Origin of the sequence: Neorhizobium sp. IRS_2294 (assembly GCF_050500145.1) — a bacterium.
In the GTDB taxonomy this organism is placed as follows: domain Bacteria; phylum Pseudomonadota; class Alphaproteobacteria; order Rhizobiales; family Rhizobiaceae; genus Neorhizobium; species Neorhizobium soli.
Genome location: NZ_CP191440.1, coordinates 878,455 through 897,481, shown reverse-complemented (window position 1 = coordinate 897,481; position 19,027 = coordinate 878,455). Strand labels below are relative to the sequence as shown.

20 protein-coding genes are annotated in these 19,027 nt (G+C 60.3%); 14 read left to right on the top strand and 6 right to left on the bottom strand.

The features are described 5' to 3' along the window. The first annotated feature begins 161 nt into the window (after positions 1–161). The gene (locus ACQY1K_RS21355; RefSeq protein WP_062576737.1) at positions 162–1,244 is read left to right on the top strand and encodes a glycoside hydrolase family 25 protein; all 1,083 of its coding nucleotides are present in this window, start codon (positions 162–164) and stop codon (positions 1,242–1,244) included. Between the two features lie 109 nt (positions 1,245–1,353). Here the strand turns inward: ACQY1K_RS21355 and ACQY1K_RS21350 are convergent, their stop codons facing one another. The 5 genes from ACQY1K_RS21350 to ACQY1K_RS21330 all read right to left on the bottom strand — a co-directional run bounded on the left by ACQY1K_RS21350 (position 1,354) and on the right by ACQY1K_RS21330 (position 5,946). Continuing rightward, positions 1,354–2,424: an HlyD family secretion protein gene (locus ACQY1K_RS21350; protein ID WP_113167453.1), complete on the bottom strand. Its 1,071-nt coding sequence runs from the start codon at positions 2,422–2,424 to the stop codon at positions 1,354–1,356. Between the two features lie 37 nt (positions 2,425–2,461). After that, a complete protein-coding gene (locus ACQY1K_RS21345) occupies positions 2,462–4,174 on the bottom strand; it encodes an MFS transporter (protein ID WP_430259293.1) in 1,713 nt (570 codons plus the stop codon). Then, positions 4,161–4,616 carry a MarR family winged helix-turn-helix transcriptional regulator gene (locus tag ACQY1K_RS21340; protein WP_062576743.1) on the bottom strand — a complete coding sequence of 152 codons (456 nt, stop codon included), beginning with the start codon at positions 4,614–4,616 and terminating at the stop codon, positions 4,161–4,163. Before ACQY1K_RS21340 ends, ACQY1K_RS21345 begins: the two co-directional genes overlap by 14 nt. A 249-nt stretch (positions 4,617–4,865) precedes the next feature. Next, complete coding sequence (locus ACQY1K_RS21335) at positions 4,866–5,099, bottom strand: hypothetical protein (protein ID WP_113110177.1); 234 nt, start codon at positions 5,097–5,099, stop codon at positions 4,866–4,868. Between the two features lie 67 nt (positions 5,100–5,166). Beyond that, positions 5,167–5,946: an SDR family oxidoreductase gene (locus ACQY1K_RS21330; RefSeq protein ID WP_430259291.1), complete on the bottom strand. Its 780-nt coding sequence runs from the start codon at positions 5,944–5,946 to the stop codon at positions 5,167–5,169. Between the two features lie 265 nt (positions 5,947–6,211). On the opposite strand from ACQY1K_RS21330, the gene ACQY1K_RS21325 reads away from it, so the two are divergent. Together ACQY1K_RS21325 and ACQY1K_RS21320 are read left to right on the top strand one after the other, a co-directional pair. Beyond that, a complete protein-coding gene (locus ACQY1K_RS21325) occupies positions 6,212–6,712 on the top strand; it encodes a hypothetical protein (protein ID WP_430259289.1) in 501 nt (166 codons plus the stop codon). 105 nt (positions 6,713–6,817) lie between these two features. Further along, positions 6,818–6,976 (top strand): YqaE/Pmp3 family membrane protein, encoded by a 159-nt coding sequence (locus ACQY1K_RS21320; protein WP_082471680.1) that lies wholly within the window; start codon positions 6,818–6,820, stop codon positions 6,974–6,976. On the opposite strand, the gene ACQY1K_RS21315 is transcribed toward ACQY1K_RS21320, so the two are convergent. Continuing rightward, positions 6,960–7,946 carry a GlxA family transcriptional regulator gene (locus tag ACQY1K_RS21315; RefSeq protein WP_430259288.1) on the bottom strand — a complete coding sequence of 329 codons (987 nt, stop codon included), beginning with the start codon at positions 7,944–7,946 and terminating at the stop codon, positions 6,960–6,962. The genes ACQY1K_RS21320 and ACQY1K_RS21315 overlap by 17 nt on opposite strands. A 107-nt stretch (positions 7,947–8,053) precedes the next feature. On the opposite strand from ACQY1K_RS21315, the gene ACQY1K_RS21310 reads away from it, so the two are divergent. From ACQY1K_RS21310 to ACQY1K_RS21260, 11 genes are all read left to right on the top strand, one after another. Then, the gene (locus ACQY1K_RS21310) at positions 8,054–8,956 is read left to right on the top strand and encodes a 3-keto-5-aminohexanoate cleavage protein (RefSeq protein ID WP_430260619.1); all 903 of its coding nucleotides are present in this window, start codon (positions 8,054–8,056) and stop codon (positions 8,954–8,956) included. Positions 8,957–8,961: 5 nt separating this feature from the next. Continuing rightward, positions 8,962–10,464, top strand: coding sequence for a carnitine 3-dehydrogenase (locus ACQY1K_RS21305; protein WP_430259286.1), 1,503 nt, complete (start codon positions 8,962–8,964; stop codon positions 10,462–10,464). A 73-nt stretch (positions 10,465–10,537) separates the two neighbouring features. Next, entirely contained in the window at positions 10,538–10,831 is a 294-nt protein-coding gene (locus ACQY1K_RS21300) for an Rmf/CrpP family protein (RefSeq protein ID WP_092664492.1), read from the top strand. 48 nt (positions 10,832–10,879) lie between these two features. After that, positions 10,880–11,344, top strand: coding sequence for a GNAT family N-acetyltransferase (locus tag ACQY1K_RS21295; RefSeq protein WP_249406523.1), 465 nt, complete (start codon positions 10,880–10,882; stop codon positions 11,342–11,344). Positions 11,345–11,637: 293 nt separating this feature from the next. Next, positions 11,638–13,743 carry a TonB-dependent siderophore receptor gene (locus tag ACQY1K_RS21290; protein ID WP_430259283.1) on the top strand — a complete coding sequence of 702 codons (2,106 nt, stop codon included), beginning with the start codon at positions 11,638–11,640 and terminating at the stop codon, positions 13,741–13,743. A gap of 80 nt (positions 13,744–13,823) precedes the next feature. After that, positions 13,824–14,870, top strand: coding sequence for an iron-siderophore ABC transporter substrate-binding protein (locus ACQY1K_RS21285; protein ID WP_430259281.1), 1,047 nt, complete (start codon positions 13,824–13,826; stop codon positions 14,868–14,870). Then, positions 14,867–15,853 carry an iron chelate uptake ABC transporter family permease subunit gene (locus tag ACQY1K_RS21280; RefSeq protein WP_192078733.1) on the top strand — a complete coding sequence of 329 codons (987 nt, stop codon included), beginning with the start codon at positions 14,867–14,869 and terminating at the stop codon, positions 15,851–15,853. The genes ACQY1K_RS21285 and ACQY1K_RS21280 overlap by 4 nt, the downstream gene beginning before the upstream one ends. After that, positions 15,850–16,866 (top strand): FecCD family ABC transporter permease, encoded by a 1,017-nt coding sequence (locus tag ACQY1K_RS21275; protein WP_430259278.1) that lies wholly within the window; start codon positions 15,850–15,852, stop codon positions 16,864–16,866. Before ACQY1K_RS21280 ends, ACQY1K_RS21275 begins: the two co-directional genes overlap by 4 nt. Beyond that, the gene (locus tag ACQY1K_RS21270) at positions 16,863–17,642 is read left to right on the top strand and encodes an ABC transporter ATP-binding protein (RefSeq protein ID WP_062454446.1); all 780 of its coding nucleotides are present in this window, start codon (positions 16,863–16,865) and stop codon (positions 17,640–17,642) included. Before ACQY1K_RS21275 ends, ACQY1K_RS21270 begins: the two co-directional genes overlap by 4 nt. Before the next feature lie 291 nt (positions 17,643–17,933). Further along, on the top strand, positions 17,934–18,110 hold the full coding sequence (locus ACQY1K_RS21265) for a hypothetical protein (RefSeq protein ID WP_192078735.1): 177 nt from the start codon (positions 17,934–17,936) through the stop codon (positions 18,108–18,110). Between the two features lie 103 nt (positions 18,111–18,213). Further along, the gene (locus ACQY1K_RS21260) at positions 18,214–19,008 is read left to right on the top strand and encodes a DUF1194 domain-containing protein (RefSeq protein WP_430259276.1); all 795 of its coding nucleotides are present in this window, start codon (positions 18,214–18,216) and stop codon (positions 19,006–19,008) included. Positions 19,009–19,027 lie beyond the last annotated feature (19 nt).

Here is a 19,027-nt window from a genome sequence, read left to right as displayed (position 1 = left end):
TGAAGTGTTATCGATTTCGCCTCTCTAGACGTCATCCTGCAGGGCTCTGAGCACCTCCGTAAAGATTGCATTCAGTATTTCCCGGTAAGGTCCCGTTAGTAAACGTGCGGCGCTGATCGTCTGCTGCACGGATTCCGTTTTGTATCGAGTACGGGTTCCTTATGCGTCTTACGGCTGTATCACTGCTCGTTCTGGCCCTCGCTGCGACTGGATGTACCTCCAGCAGCGATCTGGAATCCGCTGTGCCCGCTTCATCCGGGTCTGCAAAGACGTCCCGTCTGGCTGCAAGAACGGCTCCGCTGGTTCCCGCCGTCGACGTCGGGACGACGGCCGGAATTCCGTCGCCACCGCAAAAGCCATTGGCGTGGGGCGGGCCTGTGCCGCAGTCGCCGGCGTTCCGCAACATCGCGCCGGGTCCTTCGGTCGAAGCGCCAGGCAATCCGATGGTCACCACCGTCGGCATGCCGATGCCGGCTCAGCGGCCCGTATCGGCGCTCACTCCGGTTTCCCTGCCCGACATGAGGCCAGGCCTCGGGGTTTCGCCGGGTGGCCGCTCGCGGATCTACAGCCACAGCTTCCGCGATGCCAAACCGATCAATTTCGGCAAGGTCTCGCCACGAAAGATGTCCGTTCACGGCGTCGACGTTTCTCGCTGGCAGGGCGATATCGATTGGGCAAAGCTGCGGACGCAGGGCGCCAACTTTGCCTATATCAAGGCGACCGACGGCGGCGATCATCTGGATCCGATGTTCAAGACCAACTGGCGCAAGGCCAAGGAGGCCGGCGTCAAGCGCGGTGCCTACCACTTCTTCTACTGGTGCCGCGTTGCGAGCGACCAGGCCGAATGGTTCATCCGCAATGTTCCGAAAGATCCCGACGCGCTGCCGCCTGTGATCGACGTCGAATATAACGGCGAGTCGAGCTGCAAAATGCGTCTGTCGCGCGCCAAGGTGCTCGAAAAGATGCAGGTCTTCATGGACATGCTGGAGCGTCATTACGGCAAGCGGCCGGTGATCTACACGGCGCCGGATTTCTACAAGGACAACCTGCGCGGCGAATTCCTCAACTACCCATTCTGGCTGCGCGCGGTCGCTCAGCATCCGTCGGTCGTCTATCCCGATCGCAGATGGGTGTTCTGGCAGTATTCCGGATCCGGCCTCTCGCAGGGCGTCGAGGGTAAGATCGATCTCAACGTCTTCCGCGGCGGCGAGGGCGATTGGCATGACTGGGTCGCCCGCAACTGACGGGATCGACTTCAGACGATAATCGGCGAGCGCCCCGCGTCAGCGTCTGATGCGGGGCGTTTTGCTATCCGGGATATGCGGGTTCCGCTGACGCCATCGCCACTTCGGCTTAGCGCGTCTCTACCTCCGCAGCTGCTGCACCCTCCTGAGCGATATCGATCTTGGCCACGACGGACATTCCGGGCACAAGACGGTCCGTCAGGGCCTGATCGGTATCGATGGCAATGCGCACCGGAATACGCTGAGCGACCTTGGTGAAGTTGCCGGTCGCGTTGTCGGATTTGATCACGGAGAATTCCGAGCCTGTCGCCGGGGCGAAACGCTCGATTGTTCCAGTGAACGCCTGATGGCCCAGAGCATCGACCGTGAATGTCACGCGCTGGCCGACGGTCATGTTCTCCAGCTGGGTTTCCTTGAAGTTTGCGACCACCCAGACGTGATTGGGCACGAGCGAAGCGACCTGTGTGCCAACGGAAACATATTGACCGATGCGGCCGGTCACCTCTCCAAGGGTTCCGTCCTGCGGTGCGATGATCCTGGTGTTTTGCAGGTCGATCCGCGTGAGTTCGACCGCTGCCTTGGCGCTTCCGACGCTCGCTTCCAGCGAACGACGACTGACCACGATCGTGTTGAGGTCCTGTTCAGCCACCAGTTCGGTCGCCTGTGCCTGGTGGAGGCTCGCCTGCGCCTGGTCATAGGCGGCGCGGTTCTTCTCCGACTCGCTTTGGGTGGTGACGTTGTTTTTTAGCAGAGTCTCGGTGCGCTCATAGGTCAGCTTGGCCGCGTTAAGTGCTGCCTGCGCACTTTCGATGCCGGCCTTTGCCGAGACGATATTGGCCTCCGCCGATTTGCGGCTTTGCTCGGAATTGTCGAGCGAAGCTTCAGCGGTGGCGAGTTGCGCCTCTGCCTGTTCGAGCTTCTGGGCATATATGCGGTCATCGATCTTGACGATCAGATCGCCCTTCTTCACCTTCTGGTAGTCCTGCACCGGCACGTCGACGATGACGCCCGCCAGTTGCGGACTGAGCAACGTCACCTGTCCGCGGACATAGGCATCGTTCGTGGTCTCGACCGTGCCGTGGAAGGGGGGCAGGTTCCAGGCGTAAAGCACGATAAACACGCCGACGATCCCGACGATGAGCGCGACGTATGTGGAAATGGATCTGAAGGCAGCGTTCATAGCTCTGTTCTTTTTCTAAAGTGTATCGAATTGACGGTCAGGCCTGCGTGGAGGCAGACGCATGCGGCATGAGCCGATCGCGGTGGGTCCACGCGAGATGGCATACAAGCATCACGATCGCGCCGATTGCGATCAGGAAAGTCACGTAGAAGGCGTCGTTATAGGCGAGCACATAGGCTTGTTGCTGAACGGCCTTGGCGAAGGTCGTGGTGCCCTGGATCGTGCGCTGGGTCAGATCGGATGTCGACCGAGCGTAGGCGCCGACATACTGCTGGATTCTCGCCGTCACCATCGGATCGGTGGGCAGAAGTCGCGATGTCAGGATCGACGAGTGATATTGCTCGCGCCAGGTGACAAAGGTGCCGAACAAGCCGCTGCCGAGGAACGCGCCGACCTTCTGGGTAAACAGGAAGACGGCGATAAAGCTGATGACGTAGGTCAGGCCCTTCTTCAGCGCGGCGGCAAAACCCACCGCCATGGCCGGCGGTAGAAACAGACCGCTTCCGAATGCGATCATGGCCTGGCTGACATACATCTGTTCCGGCCGGGTCAGGACCGTGGATTGGCTGTCCATGTAGCATCCCGCCGCAATCAGGATCAACGCGACGAGGTGGATGAAGCCTTCACGGCCGGGCTTCATCACAAGCGCGCAGACGAGGCCTGAAATCACGCTGGCAAACAGGATCGCCCAGTAGAGCCCAGCCATCTGTTCGTTGAACAGCCCGAGCTGCTTGAAGAAGTTGATCGCGCCTGTGGATTGCTCGGTCAAAAGCATGCGGAAGACCAGGAGAACGCCTGCAAAATGGATGATCTCGCGCGAGGTGATCCAGCGCACGTCGATCAGGTTTGTCTTGCGGTTGAGTTCGATGATCGTCATCAGAACGCCGGTGACGATCGCGACGACAAGCAGCCAGCCGAGCCAGTCCGCTTCCAACCACCAATACAGGCGGCCCATGGTGAAGACGACGGCAAGGCATCCCATGCTGGTGGCCAGAAGTGCATAACTGACAAAGTCGAGCGGCGCGATCACCTTGGCTCTTGGAGGCGAGGTGAGTGGCAGCAGGAACACAAGGCCGAACACGATCAGTGCGAGGCCCAGTTCCAGAAGGTAGAGGCCCTGAAGGTCGCGCTCGTCGAGCAGCGATGGCGACACGAGACCGGCAATCGGCGTTGCCAGAAGCAGACCGATCAGCGCCAGACAGATACCGATATTCAGCTTCTTCTCCGGCGGAAAGATCTCCAGCATGTAGAGAATTGCGATGGAGGAGACAGGCGCGGCCGCGGCTCCCGCAAAAAACCGGAGGGCAATGGCAACGCTGAGATCGTTCACCCACAGATGTGCCAGGCTGATGATCACGTAAGGGATAATGGCGATTTCGCAGAAGTTGCGGATACCGTATTGCGTGCGGACCTTGAACAGGAACAGACCAAGGCTGGCGTTGGGAAACAGATAGGCGGCCACCAGCCAGGACGCTTCGGTCTGGGTCGCTTCCATCGGGCCGGCAATCTGCTGGAGGTTGGCCGAAATCAGACTTGTGCCCAGGCCCTGCATGACCGCCGCGGCAATCGACGCGAATGCATAGAGGAGCGCAATCGGAAGCGGTTTCGGAACGAAAGCCGGGGGGGCTACAGGCGGCGCAACGGCAGGGGCCGCATCCTGCACAGCTGAGGCGGCCGATCGCCCCGCATCGGGGCTCGCATCTGAATTTTCGACGTCGTCTTTCACGACTGTTGTGTCACGTGATGACATTGAAGCTCTCCAGATCGGCAAGATTGGTGCCGATCGCGTCCAGAAGGTCGTTGGCACGGCGGATATCGTCGTGGTCGAGGCCTGCAAAAATCTGTTTCCGGATCTGGTCCGCGAGGGAGCGCACGAAGTCTGCCTGCTCCTTGCCGTGGGACGTCAGCGAGATCAGTTTCGCGCGTCGGTCGCCGGGATCGGGCCTGCGCTCGATCAGGCCGTTCTGTTCCATGCGGTCAAGCAGCCGGACCAGTGTCGCCTGCTCGAGCTCAAGCTCAAACGCAAGCTCGGTCTGTGTCATGCTCTGCTTTTTAGTCAGCCGAAACAACGCACGGGCGCGCGGATAGGTCAGGCCGTGGGCGGTGACCTGCTGATTGAACGCCGTGCGGATTTTCCGGCTTACCTTGGTAAGCGATTCCAGAAAATCAGAGCTTGCGAGATCCTGATCCATAAAAGGTTAGTGTGCTAAGTTTATGATGACCATTAGTTAGCATGCGTACTATTCCGGTTCAAGGTCGGGATCGCCCTGTCTGCCGGCTTCAGCAACGCCATTATCGCATTGCGGACCCCGTTCTGCTGCATGGGTCCGGAGTGTCCGCTCCCATACTGACGTGCCTATTCCATAGAAAATGCCGCGCTCTTGGGAAGCGCGGCAGGACTTATCGCTGTATCGCAGAAAACCTGCGGCCAGCACTTGGTGTTAGCGGCAAACCTTCGTTTCCTTGATGATCACGGCACCGTGACGCATCGTCTTGACCTTCTTCACGACGCAACCGCGGCGCTGATGATGACGGTCACGTTCGCGCATCATGCGCGGCGGCGGCGGTCCACGGCGGTCGTCGGTAACGATCGTAACGCTCTGAGCCTGTGCAAAAGGTACAAATGATACAGTCGATGTAATAGCAATAGCGGCTGCGATAATAAAATTCTTCACGTTTCCTGCCCTCCTTGATGGCGGACAGTAACGCGAATGTCATCGACTGGTTCCACGCCTTTACATCTTAGCGAAGAAGGCTTTGCCCGCCGTCGACGAAGATCGGCGTTCCAGTGATGTGACGGGAGCGATTGGACGCGAGAAACAGCACGACGTCAGCAACATCCTCACTTTCGCCTGCCTTTCCTCCGGTGATCGGAATTTCACCTGCCGGGAAAACGACAGGGACAGCCGTTTCCTCCTTGCCGCGAAGGCTTGTATTGTCGTCGATGCTTGTCCCGATCGATCCCGGGCAGATCGCATTCACGCGGATCCTGTGCTTGCCAAGTTCGAGTGCCAGTTGCTGCACCATCGCAACCTGGGCAGCCTTGGTGGCCGAATAGGCGGTAGCGCCCGGCGTTGTGAACGTGCGGTTGCCGTTGATCGAGGAGATTACGACGACCGACCCGCCCTGTTTCTTGAGATGCGGCACGGTGACGTGAAAGGATAGGTAGGTGCCGCGCAGGTTGACGCGGATCGTGGTGTCCCACTCGTCCGGTTTCATGTCGTCGATCGGGGCCCAGACGCCATTGATACCGGCGTTGATCACAACGATGTCCAGTTGGCCATAGGCTTCGACCAGATGATCAACCGCTGCTCTCATTGCGGCTTCGTCCGCAACGTCGGCATCCAGCACGAGGGCGTCGCCGCCTCCGGCCGTGATTTCGTCAGCCGTCTCTTCCAGTTCGCTGCGCGTATGGCCGAGAAGCCCCATTTTGGCTCCCGATTGGGCCAGCTTGAGCGCTGCCGCCTTGCCAATTCCAGATCCGGCGCCAGTGACCAGTGCGACCTGCGTTTTCAATTCCATGAGCACATTCCTTGCTGCGACGCGAAAATCAGCGAAGGGCAAACGGCAAACGTAAATCGAGGTTCCCAATCCGGACGTCAAAAGTGACCGCATGGAGAGACCCCGGTCGCCGGCGTCTCTTAATAGGGGCTCCAGGATCAAGGGCAGCGTCCCGCATTCGAGCCCGTCACAGTTCTCGTTAAGGCTCCGCCGGATCCTGCTTTGGAGGAGGGGAACTCCAAACGCGTTTGCGACGTTGGGTAGCAATCTCAGATGGAGCCAACCCATGCGCTTTCGCCGCCCGATCCTCGCCTGCATCGCCAGCCTTCTCAGCTTGCCCGTATCGGCACAGGAGTCTTCCTTTCTTCCGACGCTCAAGGGCAGCTGGACCGGCGTTGGCACCGTCGTGACCCGCATCGGCGCAAAGCCGATCAACGTGACGTGCAAATTCGATATGTCGGGTGGGCGCACGGCGTTTTCGATGGACGGCACCTGCCGCGGCCTGCTGGTCGTCCAGCGCAAAATATCCGCCACACTTCAGGAAAGCGGCAATGGCTACCGCGGCACCTATACCGGCCCTTCCGGTCAGCCTTCGACCCTTTCGGGAAGACAATCCGGCAACCGGATCAATCTGTCCGTCCGTTGGGCACGTGTCATCAACGGCGATCGGACTGCCAGTATGACAATCGAATCGCGCGGTGCTGGCAGCCTGCGTCTGCAGACGGTCGACAAGGATCCGAGCACGGGCAAGACCGTCGTAACCAGCAGCATCAATTTAACCCGGTAGGCGCTCGAAATCGCCTCACCACGCACCTCGACCGCAGAGCAGTGAAATGAACTTTTCGCTGCACTGCACGTTGTCTTGCGCCATTGATCATTCGGAGAGATAATTTTGGACATCATCCGCATCCTTTTTGCCTTCCTCCTGCCGCCGCTGGGCGTGTTCCTCCAGGTCGGCCTCGGCCTCCACTTCTGGCTGAACATCCTCCTCACCCTGTGCGGCTTTCTTCCGGGTATCGTGCACGCGCTGTGGGTCATCCTGAAGAAATAACAGGATCGCGGCGCTTGACGCGCCGTCGCGTCTCACTCGGACTTTCGCGATACTGCGCTCTGTAGCTGCGCGATAGGGCGGAAGCCGAGTTAAAACCTGTCTCTGCGGCGATGTCGGCGATTGCCGCTGAGGTCTCGATGACCTTTCGTCGGGCTGCGTTCAGACGCAGGGCAATATAATGAGTGTGTGGTCCCACACCTATCGTTGTCTGAAACATGTCTTGAAGATGCCGCGCGCTTACACCGACGCGCTTTGCGAGCCTGGTGAGAACCAAGGGAGCATCGACAGTCTCCTCCATCAATCGCACCGCCGCCTGAACTCTGGCGTCGCGTCCATGTCTGACGGGAGTGACGGCTGAACCATGCTCGCGGTCTAGGCGGTGACCGTATTCATAGAGAAACAGCCTGGACACTTCGAGCGCCAGCGTATGGCCATGGGCCCTGCGGATCAGTTCCAGCATCAGGTCGAGCGTCGGAACCGGTCCGCCTGTCGTAATGCGCTTGCTGTCGATCACGAAGCGGTCTCGAACAAGCTCGACCTCCGGATAAACCAGCGAAAAGGCCTCCAGATCCTCCCAGTGGATGGTTGCACGCGACCCGTTCAGCAGGCCAGCCTCGGCCAGCACGAAGGTTCCGGTCTCAATACCCGCGATCAGGCTTCGATGTCTCGCTGTGCGAGCAAGCTGCGCCTTCAGGTCGTTCGTGACGCTTTTCTTCCAGTCATAACTCGACAAGACGAACAGCGGGTCCGTTTCCCTTGCCGGTCGAAACGCGCCAGCCACCGCGATCGGTATTCCGCATGTCGTGTCGACCGGCGTTCCATCAGGAGAATGCAGTGTCCAGCGATAGAGGTCGCCCCCGGCAATGCGATTTGCAGCCCGCAACGGTTCGATCACAGACGCCAGAAGTATGAGGTTGGTCTCTGGCAGAAGAAGGATATCGAAGTGCTGACTGGGGGCCTTTTGGCTCATTCACCGTAATCCGTGCTGATTGCCGATAGTGTATGAAATGGCTCCGATAATGCAAAGCATTCCATCCGCCTCTCGGTCGTAATACGCTCAATCAGAAGGAGCATATGATGCCGCTTGAGATGAACCGCGAGGTTTTCATAACCTGCGCCGTGACGGGTGCCGGAGATACGACATCACGATCGTCACACGTGCCCATCACGCCGAAGCAGATCGCCGATTCTGCGATCGACGCGGCGAAGGCGGGAGCCGCCGTGGTTCACTGCCATGTGCGCAACCCGGAAACCGGTGCCGCGGCCCGCAATATCGAACTCTACCGGGAAGTGACCGATCGCATCCGCTCGGCCGATGTCGATGTGGTCCTGAACCTCACCGCCGGCATGGGCGGCGATCTCGTGTTCGGCAATGTCGAAGCGCCGTTCCCGGTCAATCCTGATGGAACCGACATGGCCGGCGCGACCGAGCGTGTGGCGCATGTGGCGGAGTGCCTGCCGGAGATCTGCACGCTCGACTGCGGCACCATGAATTTTTCGCTCGGCGATTACGTCATGACCAACACGCCGTCGATGCTGCGCGAAATGGCACGGCAGATGACGGCGCTCGGTGTGCGTCCCGAGATCGAGGCTTTCGATACCGGCCATCTGTGGTTTGCCAAGCAACTCGTCGAGGAAGGCCTGATCGAGGATCCGGTGCTGATCCAGCTCTGCATGGGAATTCCATGGGGCGCGCCCGACGACCTGAACACGTTCATGGCCATGGTCAACACCGTTCCGAAAACCTGGACGTTCTCGGCCTTCTCGATCGGCCGCAACGCGCTTGCCTATCCGGCGGCAGCGGTGCTGGCCGGCGGCAATGTGCGGGTCGGTCTTGAAGACAATCTCTATGCCGGCAAGGGGCAACTCGCGACCAATGCGCAGCTCGTCGAAAAAGCGGTCGGGGTGATCGAGGGCATGGGCGCAAAGATCATCGGCCCGGCCGAGGTGCGCGAAAAACTCAAGCTGCAGAAAAGGTGACCGGCATGAGCAAGATCAAGAAGGCAGCCTGTATCGGCGGCGGTGTCATCGGTGGCGCCTGGGCCGCGCGTTTCCTGCTTGGCGGCATCGACGTTTCCATCTTCGATCCGCACCCCGATGCCGAGCGCATCGTCACGGAGGTGGTGGCCAATGCGGAGCGCGCCTATGGCATGCTGACCATGGCGCCGCTGCCGCCTCGGGGAAAACTCACGTTCTGCGCGACGCTGGAGGAGGCGGTCGCAGGCGCCGACTGGATCCAGGAAAGCGTCCCGGAACGGCTGGACCTGAAGCGTGGCGTTCTGACGAAAATCGATGCGGCTGCCGATCCGAAGGCGCTGATCGGATCGTCCACTTCAGGGCTGATGCCGACGCAACTGCAGCGCGACATGCGGCATCCCGAGCGTATGTTCGTCGCGCATCCCTACAACCCTGTCTACCTCCTGCCGCTGGCCGAACTGGTCGGCGGCGAACGCACAAGCCCGGAGACCCTGCTTCTCGCCCGCGAGCAGCTGGCGCCGATCGGCATGAAGGGCGTGATCCTCAAGAAGGAGATCGAAGCCTTTGTCGGCGACCGTCTGCTGGAAGCCTTCTGGCGCGAGGCGCTGTGGCTGATCCATGACGATATCTGCGATACCGAGACACTCGACGATGTGATCCGCTATTCCTTCGGCATCCGCTGGGCGCAGATGGGACTGTTCGAAACCTACCGCATTGCGGGTGGCGAAGCGGGCATGCGGCACTTTCTGGCGCAGTTTGGCCCCTGCCTCGCCTGGCCCTGGACCAAGCTGACCGACGTGGTCGATCTCGACGACGCTCTGGTCGACAAGATCGCAGCCCAATCGGATGCCCAGTCCGGCGCCTATGGCATCCGTGATTTGGAGCGGATCCGGGATGAAAACCTCGTCGGAATCATGCAGGCGCTGAAGGCCGGCGACGGCGGCAAGGGCTGGGGCGCGGGCAAAATCCTGTCCGAGTTCGAGACGCATCTTTGGTCCGAAGGTGGCGGAAACGGCAAGGGGACAAGCCTGTCCGTCGACACCTCGGCCCCGCTGCGGCTGGTCGATACCAAGGTCAACGCCGCCTGGGTCGATTACAATGGCCACATGACGGAGCACCGATACCTCCAGGTGTTCGGCGACACGTCCGATGCCCTGCTGCGCCTGATCGGCGTCGACTTCGCGTATGTCGAGGCGGGCCACAGCTATTACACGGTCGAGACGCATATCCGGCATCTGGGCGAGGCCAAGCTCGGCCAGGCGATCTACGCCACACTGCAGATCCTGTCCGTCGACGAAAAGCGCGTCCGATTTTTCTCGACCATTCACGACTCGAAGACTGACGGCATCATCGCGACGGCAGAGCAACTGATGCTGCATGTGGATGCAAGCGCCGGCAAATCCGTTGTCGCTCCTCCGGAAGTGATGGCAAAGCTTGCGCCGATTGCGCAGGCGCATGCCAAGCTAACGTTCCCGGACGGGGCAGGCCGCTCAGTCGGGCAGAAAAATTAGCTCAGCGGAAGCGTTAGGCGGCCGGAACAATAACCGCATCTCCTCTGTTTCTGACAACAAGGAGAGATGCGCCATGACCTACGAGTTAAGGGCCGTCCGAGGCGATCAGATCATTCGGGAAAGTTTCGCAACGGCGCAGGATGCCGTCTCTTCGATCGATGCGTTGCGTGGACAGGGGGTGCGGGTGGAAGTAGCCATCGACAGCACCGCAGTCCAGCCTGATACACTGACGGATTCGGAACGGCTGATCATCCTGAAAGAAGGCCGGAGGTCCGCGGCAAGCGGCAACACGCTGGACACCTGCCCTTACACGGATGATCTTGACCGTCGCGCACTTTGGCTGGAAGGATATCAGGATCCGAGCTGATTGATTTTTCTGCCGGACGATCACACGTATCGCAATAAGGCAAAAATCATGCAGATTCGTCCGTTTAGCGCCGGGGACACCGATGAACTTGCGGGACTGCTCGAGGAAATGCAGGACTATTACGGCGTGTTCTGCCCTCCGCGGGACGCAATCGTCGCGGGGATTCTCAACCGGCCGCTCAATACCGAGATCATCGTCGCCGGAACCAGCCGCGTGATCGGCTTTGCCGCCTTCGCTTCGATCTTTCCCGGTCCCGGCCTGGTGCCGGGCCTGTTCCTCAAAGAGCTTTTCGTGTCAGCTTCCGAGCGGGGCCAAGAGGTTGGTATCAAACTGATGCAGCGGCTTGCAGCGATTGCCGTCGAACGGAAGTTTGGCCGCGTCGATTGGACGGCGGCGCGCACGAACCAGCGGCTTTTGAAGTTCTACGACGACCTCGGCGGCGAGCGGAAGGAAACCCACATCTTCTACCGTCTCGAGGGTGCGAAACTGAACGCGCTGGCTGAACGGAGCTAGCTTAGAAAGCGCCGTCCTATCCAGGAAGCACGGACAGCCAGCACCCTCGCTATGACATTCCTGCCACAGTTTGACCCCGCTTTCCCGTTCCGGGCAACTCTTGCTTTGAGCAAAAGAGTTCAGCCGTTGACTTGCAAAAGCCCTCCCGATAATTCCTGATCAAAATAATCATGATTTCTTTTCCGCTTGGTCTGCAGCGGCGGGGCGTCGTGGCAGGAATTTTAGTACGAGGGGAATTTCGCGTGGCGTTTCGGTCAAGACCTTTTCAAGTCAATGGTTTTTCACGGATTTCGATGGGGCGCCGGGTAAGCGCCCAACGGATAGCGCTTCTTTCCAGTGTGGCAATCCTGCTGCCGCTGCAGGCTCTTGCACAGACAGCTGATGCCACCGGCACAACGCTCGCGCCGATTGTGCTCGAAAGCGGTGGCAGTGGAGTGGGTCCCGATGCGACGATCGTTGCCAAGGCTTCCCGTTCCAGCAGCAAGACCGATACCCCTCTGCTCGACGCGCCCGCTTCGGTTTCCGTCGTGACGGAAGAAGAACTGGAAAAGCGCGGCGTCACGACGCTCGACGAGGCTCTGGCCTACACGCCGGGTGTTTCGACCGACATCTACGGCTCCGACAATCGCTACGATCACTATCTGATCCGCGGGTTCTACTCGACCGGCAACGCCACCTATCGCGACGGTCTGCCGATGTATACGGGTGGCGATTTTACGACCAACCGTATCGAACCCTACGCGATGCAGCGCATCGAAGTGCTGAAGGGTTCCAACTCGTCTCTGTTCGGACTGTCGGGACCGGGTGGTATCGTCAATGCGGTGACCAAGCTTCCGCAGGACGAGAAATTCGGCGAAGTCTACACGACACTCGGCGACGGTCATGTCGAGACTGGAACCGATTTCGGCAGCCCGCTGGATGCAGACGGTATCTGGAGCTATCGTTTGACCGGCAAGTGGCAGAATGCCGACGCAGGGATCGACGAGACCGAGGACGATCGCATCTACGTCGCGCCGGCGCTGACCTGGTCTCCGACCGCGGATACGTCCTTCACGCTTCTGATGGACTACAACAAGCGTGACGGCAGCACGTCTCACGGCATTCCGCTCGGCTCCGGCATCGATTCCGAGACCTATCTCGGCGAGCAAGATTTCGACAACATGGACGTAATCGAGAAGAATATCGGTTACCAGTTCCGCCACGATTTCGGCAATGGTCTCGAGTTCCGCCAGAACGCCAGGTACACCAAACTCGATGTCACCTACGAGAGTGTCTACAATTCGGCTGATCCAGCCACGAGCCGGAACGCTCTTGCAGTCTACGGCGAATCCACGCGTTTCCACATCGACAACCAGCTGCAATACGAGGCGAGCTTTGGTGCCTTCGACAGCCGGACGCTGTTCGGCTTCGACTACGGTCGCGACAGCAACGAGGAAATGCGGTTTGACGGTACTGCACTCGGCGTCGGCGATATCCGCAATCCGGTATACTGCGGTCGAAGCTGCGTGTCATTCGGTGCCGGCGTTGCGTCCGAGTCCGATCTCACGACCAAGGGTCTCTATATTCAGGAAGAGCTGACCTACGACGATCGTCTGATCTTTACCGTCGGCGGTAGGTATGACCATGCCGAAACTGAAAGTACCTCCTACGGCACCGACTACGACGCGGTCGACGAGAATTTCTCCAAGCGAGCCGGTGTGACCTACAAGGCCACGAGCGAAGTCTCTGTCTACGCCAACTACTCGGAATCCTTCCTTCCGGTTGCGGCCAATCGCAGCTACTTCATCGGCACCCCTAAACCGCAGGAAGGCAGGCAGTACGAAATTGGCATCAAGTATGAGCCGACCGGCATCGATGCGCTCTTCACGGCGGCACTGTTCGACCTGACGCAGACCAATGTTGCACAATGGGCACCGGACTATTCGGCACAGTACCAGGTCGGAAAGATCAACGTTCGCGGTCTCGAACTGGAAGCCAAGGTCGCGCTGTCCAATCGGATCAACTTTACCGCCGGATATTCCTACCTGGATGCAGAGATCGAGGAGGATGTCGACCCCACTCTCGTCGGCAACCGGCCGTATCTGGTTCCCAAGCACATGGCGTCGGCATGGTTCGACTACACGCTTCCCGGCAACGGCGCGCGCGGCGATCTGACGCTCGGCGTTGGCGGACGCCTGGTCGGCAGTTCCTATGCCGATAACGCCAACACGGATCCCGTTCCGTCGAGGGTCCTGTTCGACGCAGCCGTGAAATATCAGATCCGCGACAACGTCGCTCTCTCGGCGAACGTCACGAACCTGCTCGATAAGGAATATATCAGCCAGATCGACGGCTTCAGCAACACCGCCTATTACGGCGATCGCCGTACGGTTCTCGCAACGCTGAAATACACTTGGTAACCGGGCTTCGCCTCAATGGGGCACTCGAACTGTGAAACCTGATTATACCAAGACATGACTGTGGAAAGGACCGTTTACAGATGCCTATCTGCCAGACAGCGATCGGCTTCGGTATCGTTGCACCCACCAGACGACAGGTTCTGACGGCTATCGCGTCGGGGTTTGCCGCTGCGGCGACCGGAGGCCTTCCTGGTGTCGCGGTGGCGGAAGACGAACTTCGCTTTGTCCATGCCTTCGGTGAAACGGTACTGCCGCAGCCGGCCAGGCGTGTGGTCTCGCTCGGGTATTCCACCCATGATCCTCTCCTGGCGCTGGGTGTCGTCCCTGTCGCCACGCGCCAGTGGTTCGGAGGCTATCCCTACAACGTCTGGCCTTGGGCCCAGGCGCTGATGGGAGATGCCCAGCCGCAGGTCATCTCGGGTGAAGTGTCAATGGAGATCGTCGCTTCGCTCCAACCGGACCTGATTATCGGCATCGGATCAGGTATCTCGCAGGCCGAATACGATATCCTATCCCAGATTGCGCCTGTCCTGATGCAGGAAAAGGGCGATCTCGCCTATGGCACCACCTGGGACGCCCAGACCCGCGTCATCGGTCGCGCGGTCGGCAACACTGGCAAGGCTGAGGAACTCATCGAAGGCGTCAAGTCGAGGTTTGCGGACATCAGGACACGGCATCCGCAATGGGCGGAACAGACCGCTGTCTGCGCCTACAATTTCGGCGGAGAAACCGGTGCCTTCATCGGCACCGATACCCGCGCGACGTTCCTGAAGGAATTGGGTTTCAGGCCGCCGCCAGCACTCGCCAACCTCGAAACAAACGAGGGTTTTTACGCCCGGCTTTCCCCGGAGGATCTTTCCAGTCTCGACGCGGACCTGCTGATCTGGGTCTCCACGTCCGATGCCGTGCCGGACATCGTCTCAATGCCGATGCGCAAGACGCTGAAGGCTCATGTCGAGGGTCGTGAGGTTCTGGCCGGAGCGCTTCTGGCCGGAGCGTTGACCTTCGGCAGCGTTCTTTCCCTGCCGTTCGCGCTCGAGCGGCTCGAAGCGGAGATCGGGTTGGCTCTGGACGGGAAAGTCGAGACACAGGTTCCGTCAAGCGTTGCCGCCGGGCTTGCCCCGTGAAATCAGCCGCCGTCCTTGGCCTGATTTTCCTCTTCGCCGTGGTGCTGACACTTGGCGTCGGGGTGCGCGATGTCACGCCTATCGATGTGTTCCAGGCAATCTTTGCATATGATGAGAGCAATCCGGTCCATATCGTCATCGGTTCCGTCCGAATGCCGCGCCTTGTCGCGGCGCTGATCGCCGGTGCGGGCCTCGGTATCGCCGGCACGATCATGCAGGCGCTCACTCGTAATCCGCTGGCGGATCCCGGCATCATGGGCGTCAACTCCGGTGCCGCCTTCGCAGTGGTGATTGCGGCTTTGCTGACAGGGCGGTCCGATAGTGGCTTGATGTCTGCCATGGCCTTTCCGGGCGCAGCACTCGCCGCCGCCGCCGTGTTCATGCTGGGCGGCGGACTACGCGGCGATGCAGGCCCCGTCCGGCTGGCGCTCGCGGGCACAGCGCTCAATGCGATGCTTCTGTCTCTGGTCTCGGCCATCGTCCTTGCCCGCAACGAGACGCTCGAAATTCTCCGTTTCTGGATCACAGGATCGCTGGCACAGGCTGGCGCGCGTCCGCTCGCCGGCATGGGGAGCGCCGCTGCCATCGGTATCGGGGTGGCTCTCCTGATTGCGCCGCGCATCGAGGCACTTTCACTCGGGTCTTCGCTTGCCCGCGGGCTGGGCACGAAACCGGCGCGCGTGCAGGCCGGAGCTCTCGTGGCGATTACGCTGACGACGGGTGCTGCGGTCGCGGTCGCGGGCCCCATCGCTTTCATCGGCCTTCTGGTCCCGCCACTCGCACGGCGCGTCGCCGGACACACCCTGCGGTTCGAGCTGATGGCGGCCGCTGTCATCGGCGCGTCGATCCTGCTCTATGCGGATACGCTCGGGCGTATCCTTCTCGCGCCATCGGAAATTCGCGTCGGCATCATGACGGCGCTGATCGGGGCTCCGGCTTTCGTCATCATCGCACGGCGGCTTCGTCCCGGAGCGACATCGTGAAGGCGCGCGGCAATGGTCGGGCGAGGGGTGGCGGCAGGGCTGGCGTCGTCCTGCTGGTTGGCCTGCTGCTTTCCTCCATTCTCGCATCGCTGATGCTCGGCCAGATCTTTTTGACACCGCAGGATCTGTGGACCGGTCTATGGACGGGGACCGGGCCAGGAGCGCTGACGCTGCGTGTCCTGCGAGGCCCGGGAATTGCGACGGCAGTCGGTGTCGGGGCAGTTCTTGGTGCGTCCGGCACGATCTTCCAGATCCTGCTGCGCAATCCGCTGGCGGCGCCGGATGTGATGGGTTTCATGCAAGGCGCTGGCCTTGCGGTGATCTGCGGCGTCGCCTTCGGCCTTTCCCTGCCGCTGCCATTTCTGGCCGCCGCCGGCGGATTGATTGCGGCTGTCATTGTTGCGGGACTTTCTTACCGGCGGCACGGTACGCAGGCGGCGCTGACACTTATTCTCGTCGGCCTCGGGATGGGTTTTTTCTGTTCTGCTGCAAGCAGCTTCCTGATGACCCGCCTGCCGCTCCAGGAGGCTGCGGATGCGCAGCGCTGGCTTGCAGGCTCTCTGGCCGCCCGCAACTGGGGACATGCGCTTCAGGTTTCCGCCACCGGCGGCGTTCTGTTTGCTTTGCTGGCCTTTCAGGTGCGCTCGCTCGGCCTGCTCGAACTGGGCGATGAGCTTGCAACGGGTCTCGGCGCGCGTGTGCGCCGGTCGAAATATCTGCTGATCACCACGGGTGTGCTGCTGGCCGGCGCCGGTGTCGCCGTGGCGGGGCCGGTGCCGTTCGTGGCGCTGATGGCCGGGCCGCTCGGCTCGCGGATGACTAAGGCCAGCAGGCCGGGATCGCGGCTTGCAGCAGCCGCCGTCACAGGTGCCACAATTACTGTACTCGCGGATCTCGTCGCGCGCTCGCTTGTGCCGGGTCTGCAGCTACCGGTCGGCGTGATGACAGGGATCCTGGGAGCGCCCTATCTACTGTGGCTGCTCTCGCGTGAAATGGAGACTGGAGACCTGTGACAGGCAAGGCGCTGAAAACCGAACTCCTGACCCTTGGCTATCGCGACCGGATCGTGATCCAGGATCTGTCGCTCACACTGCCGGACGGCAAGATCACGACCATTCTCGGGCCGAACGGATGCGGAAAATCGACGCTTCTGAAAGCGTTGGCACGGCTTATCCCGCCGCTGCACGGCACTGTGACGCTGGGCGGGGATGATATTGCGAAGATCGACACGAGAGCTCTCGCACGAAGGCTCGCCATCCTGCCGCAGGCATCCAAGGCCCCGGAAGGCATCAGTGTGTCTGATCTGGTGCGGCGAGGCCGCACACCCTGGCGCGGACTGCTCGCGCCCTGGAGCGAGACCGATGCGATCGCCTGCGAACGGGCGTTGTCACAGGTCGGCCTTGCCGATCTCGCCGACAGGCCGCTCGACGAACTGTCCGGCGGCCAGAGGCAGCGGGCCTGGATCGCGCTCGTGCTCGCACAGGATACGCCCTACCTTTTGCTCGATGAGCCGACGACATGGCTTGACCTCAGCCACCAGATGGACGTGCTTTCCGTGCTGCGCGAGCGCAATCGCAACCACGGAACGACGGTTGTGGCCGTACTGCACGATCTCAATCTAGCCGTCCGGTTTTCCGATCATCTCGTGTTGCTCGGCAGTAACGGACTGGTGGATGTGGGAAGCCCCGAGCAGGTCATGACGGAAGCCAATCTCGACGCGGCTTTCGGTTTGAAATCAATGATCATTGCCGATCCGGTGACGGGAAAACCGATGGTCGTCCCGCGGTGAACTGGTCGATGCCGGCGGCATGCCGACAAGCCTCGCGCCAGAAACGTGATATATATTCACATCACGGGGAAGATCTCATTCATAAAAACTAACAGTGATTGTTTTCGCTTAAGAATTTGGACTGTTTATTGCCGCGAAGCAAATCCATGCCGGATTCACGAATCTATACTGTTGCGCTAGATTCTGCTCAGCAAATGATTCGCCGTCACGATGCATTTATCTAGTGAGGCCACATTGGACGCAGTAAGCCACAGGTTTGAAGACCAGAGTTCATCAGTCGAATACTGGGCCATGAACAGGGCCCATCAGATTGTCGTCCACCACGGTATGAGCCTGATCGAAGCCGCGCAGTGCCTTGACCGCAAGCGAACCAGCGCAAGCACCTACGCGCTCAGAAAAGCGATCATGGATTGCCTTGTCGAAGCGCTCACACAAGGCGCCCAGCAGGAGGTGACGCCTGCAGAATGAGTCTCATCACTGAGAGTTGAAGTCGAGTTCGCGCAACTGCATCGAAGCTTTTCAATCCTGTGTTACTGTTTTCACCAGTACAAACGCAGTGATTGGAGTGCAGATGCTTGCAACACTCGCGATGCTGATCAGCCTGTCTTCGGCTGCAATGCCCGTCGTACAATCGCCTGCCACTGCGGGCGGTCCGTCCGGCGAGGTCGATGTCGAACTCGTCCTCGCCGTCGATACCTCCCGTTCCATGGATTTCGAAGAGGTCGCCATCCAGCGCGAAGGCTATATCGAAGCTCTCCAGCACAGGGAATTTCTCGATGCGGTCAGGTCAGGCATGACCGGCCGCATTGCGATCAGCTATTTCGAATGGGCTGGCGGGGTCGTGCCGGGGTCGGTCATCGACTGGCACGTGATCGAAAATGCGCAGGATGCGCTCGTCTTTACGCAAAAACTGGCAGCGCGTCCGATCGAGACACAGAGGCGGACGTCGATTTCCGCGGCGATCACGCAAGGGGCGACGATGATCGTCTCCAACCCGCTGAGGGGCATGCGGCAGGTCATCGATATCTCGGGCGATGGGCCCAACAATTCCGGCAACCCGGTTGAGCCTGCAAGGAACAAGGCGGTCGAGGCCGGAATCGTCATCAACGGTCTAGCTCTGATGCTGCGACCGTCAGGTGCACCGGGCGGCCTGGACAAGTATTACGCGGATTGCGTGACGGGTGGTCCGGGCTCCTTCGTTCTCCCGGTTCACCGCATCGAGGATTTCGCAGTCGCGGTGCGCCGCAAGCTGGTGATGGAGGTGAGCGGCATCACGCCTCCGGAGAAAGTCATGAAGATTGCGTCCGGGCCGAAAAGCGATTGCATGATGGGCGAGAAACAGTGGCAGGACATTTTCGACCGTTAGACCGGGACTCAAGACGGGG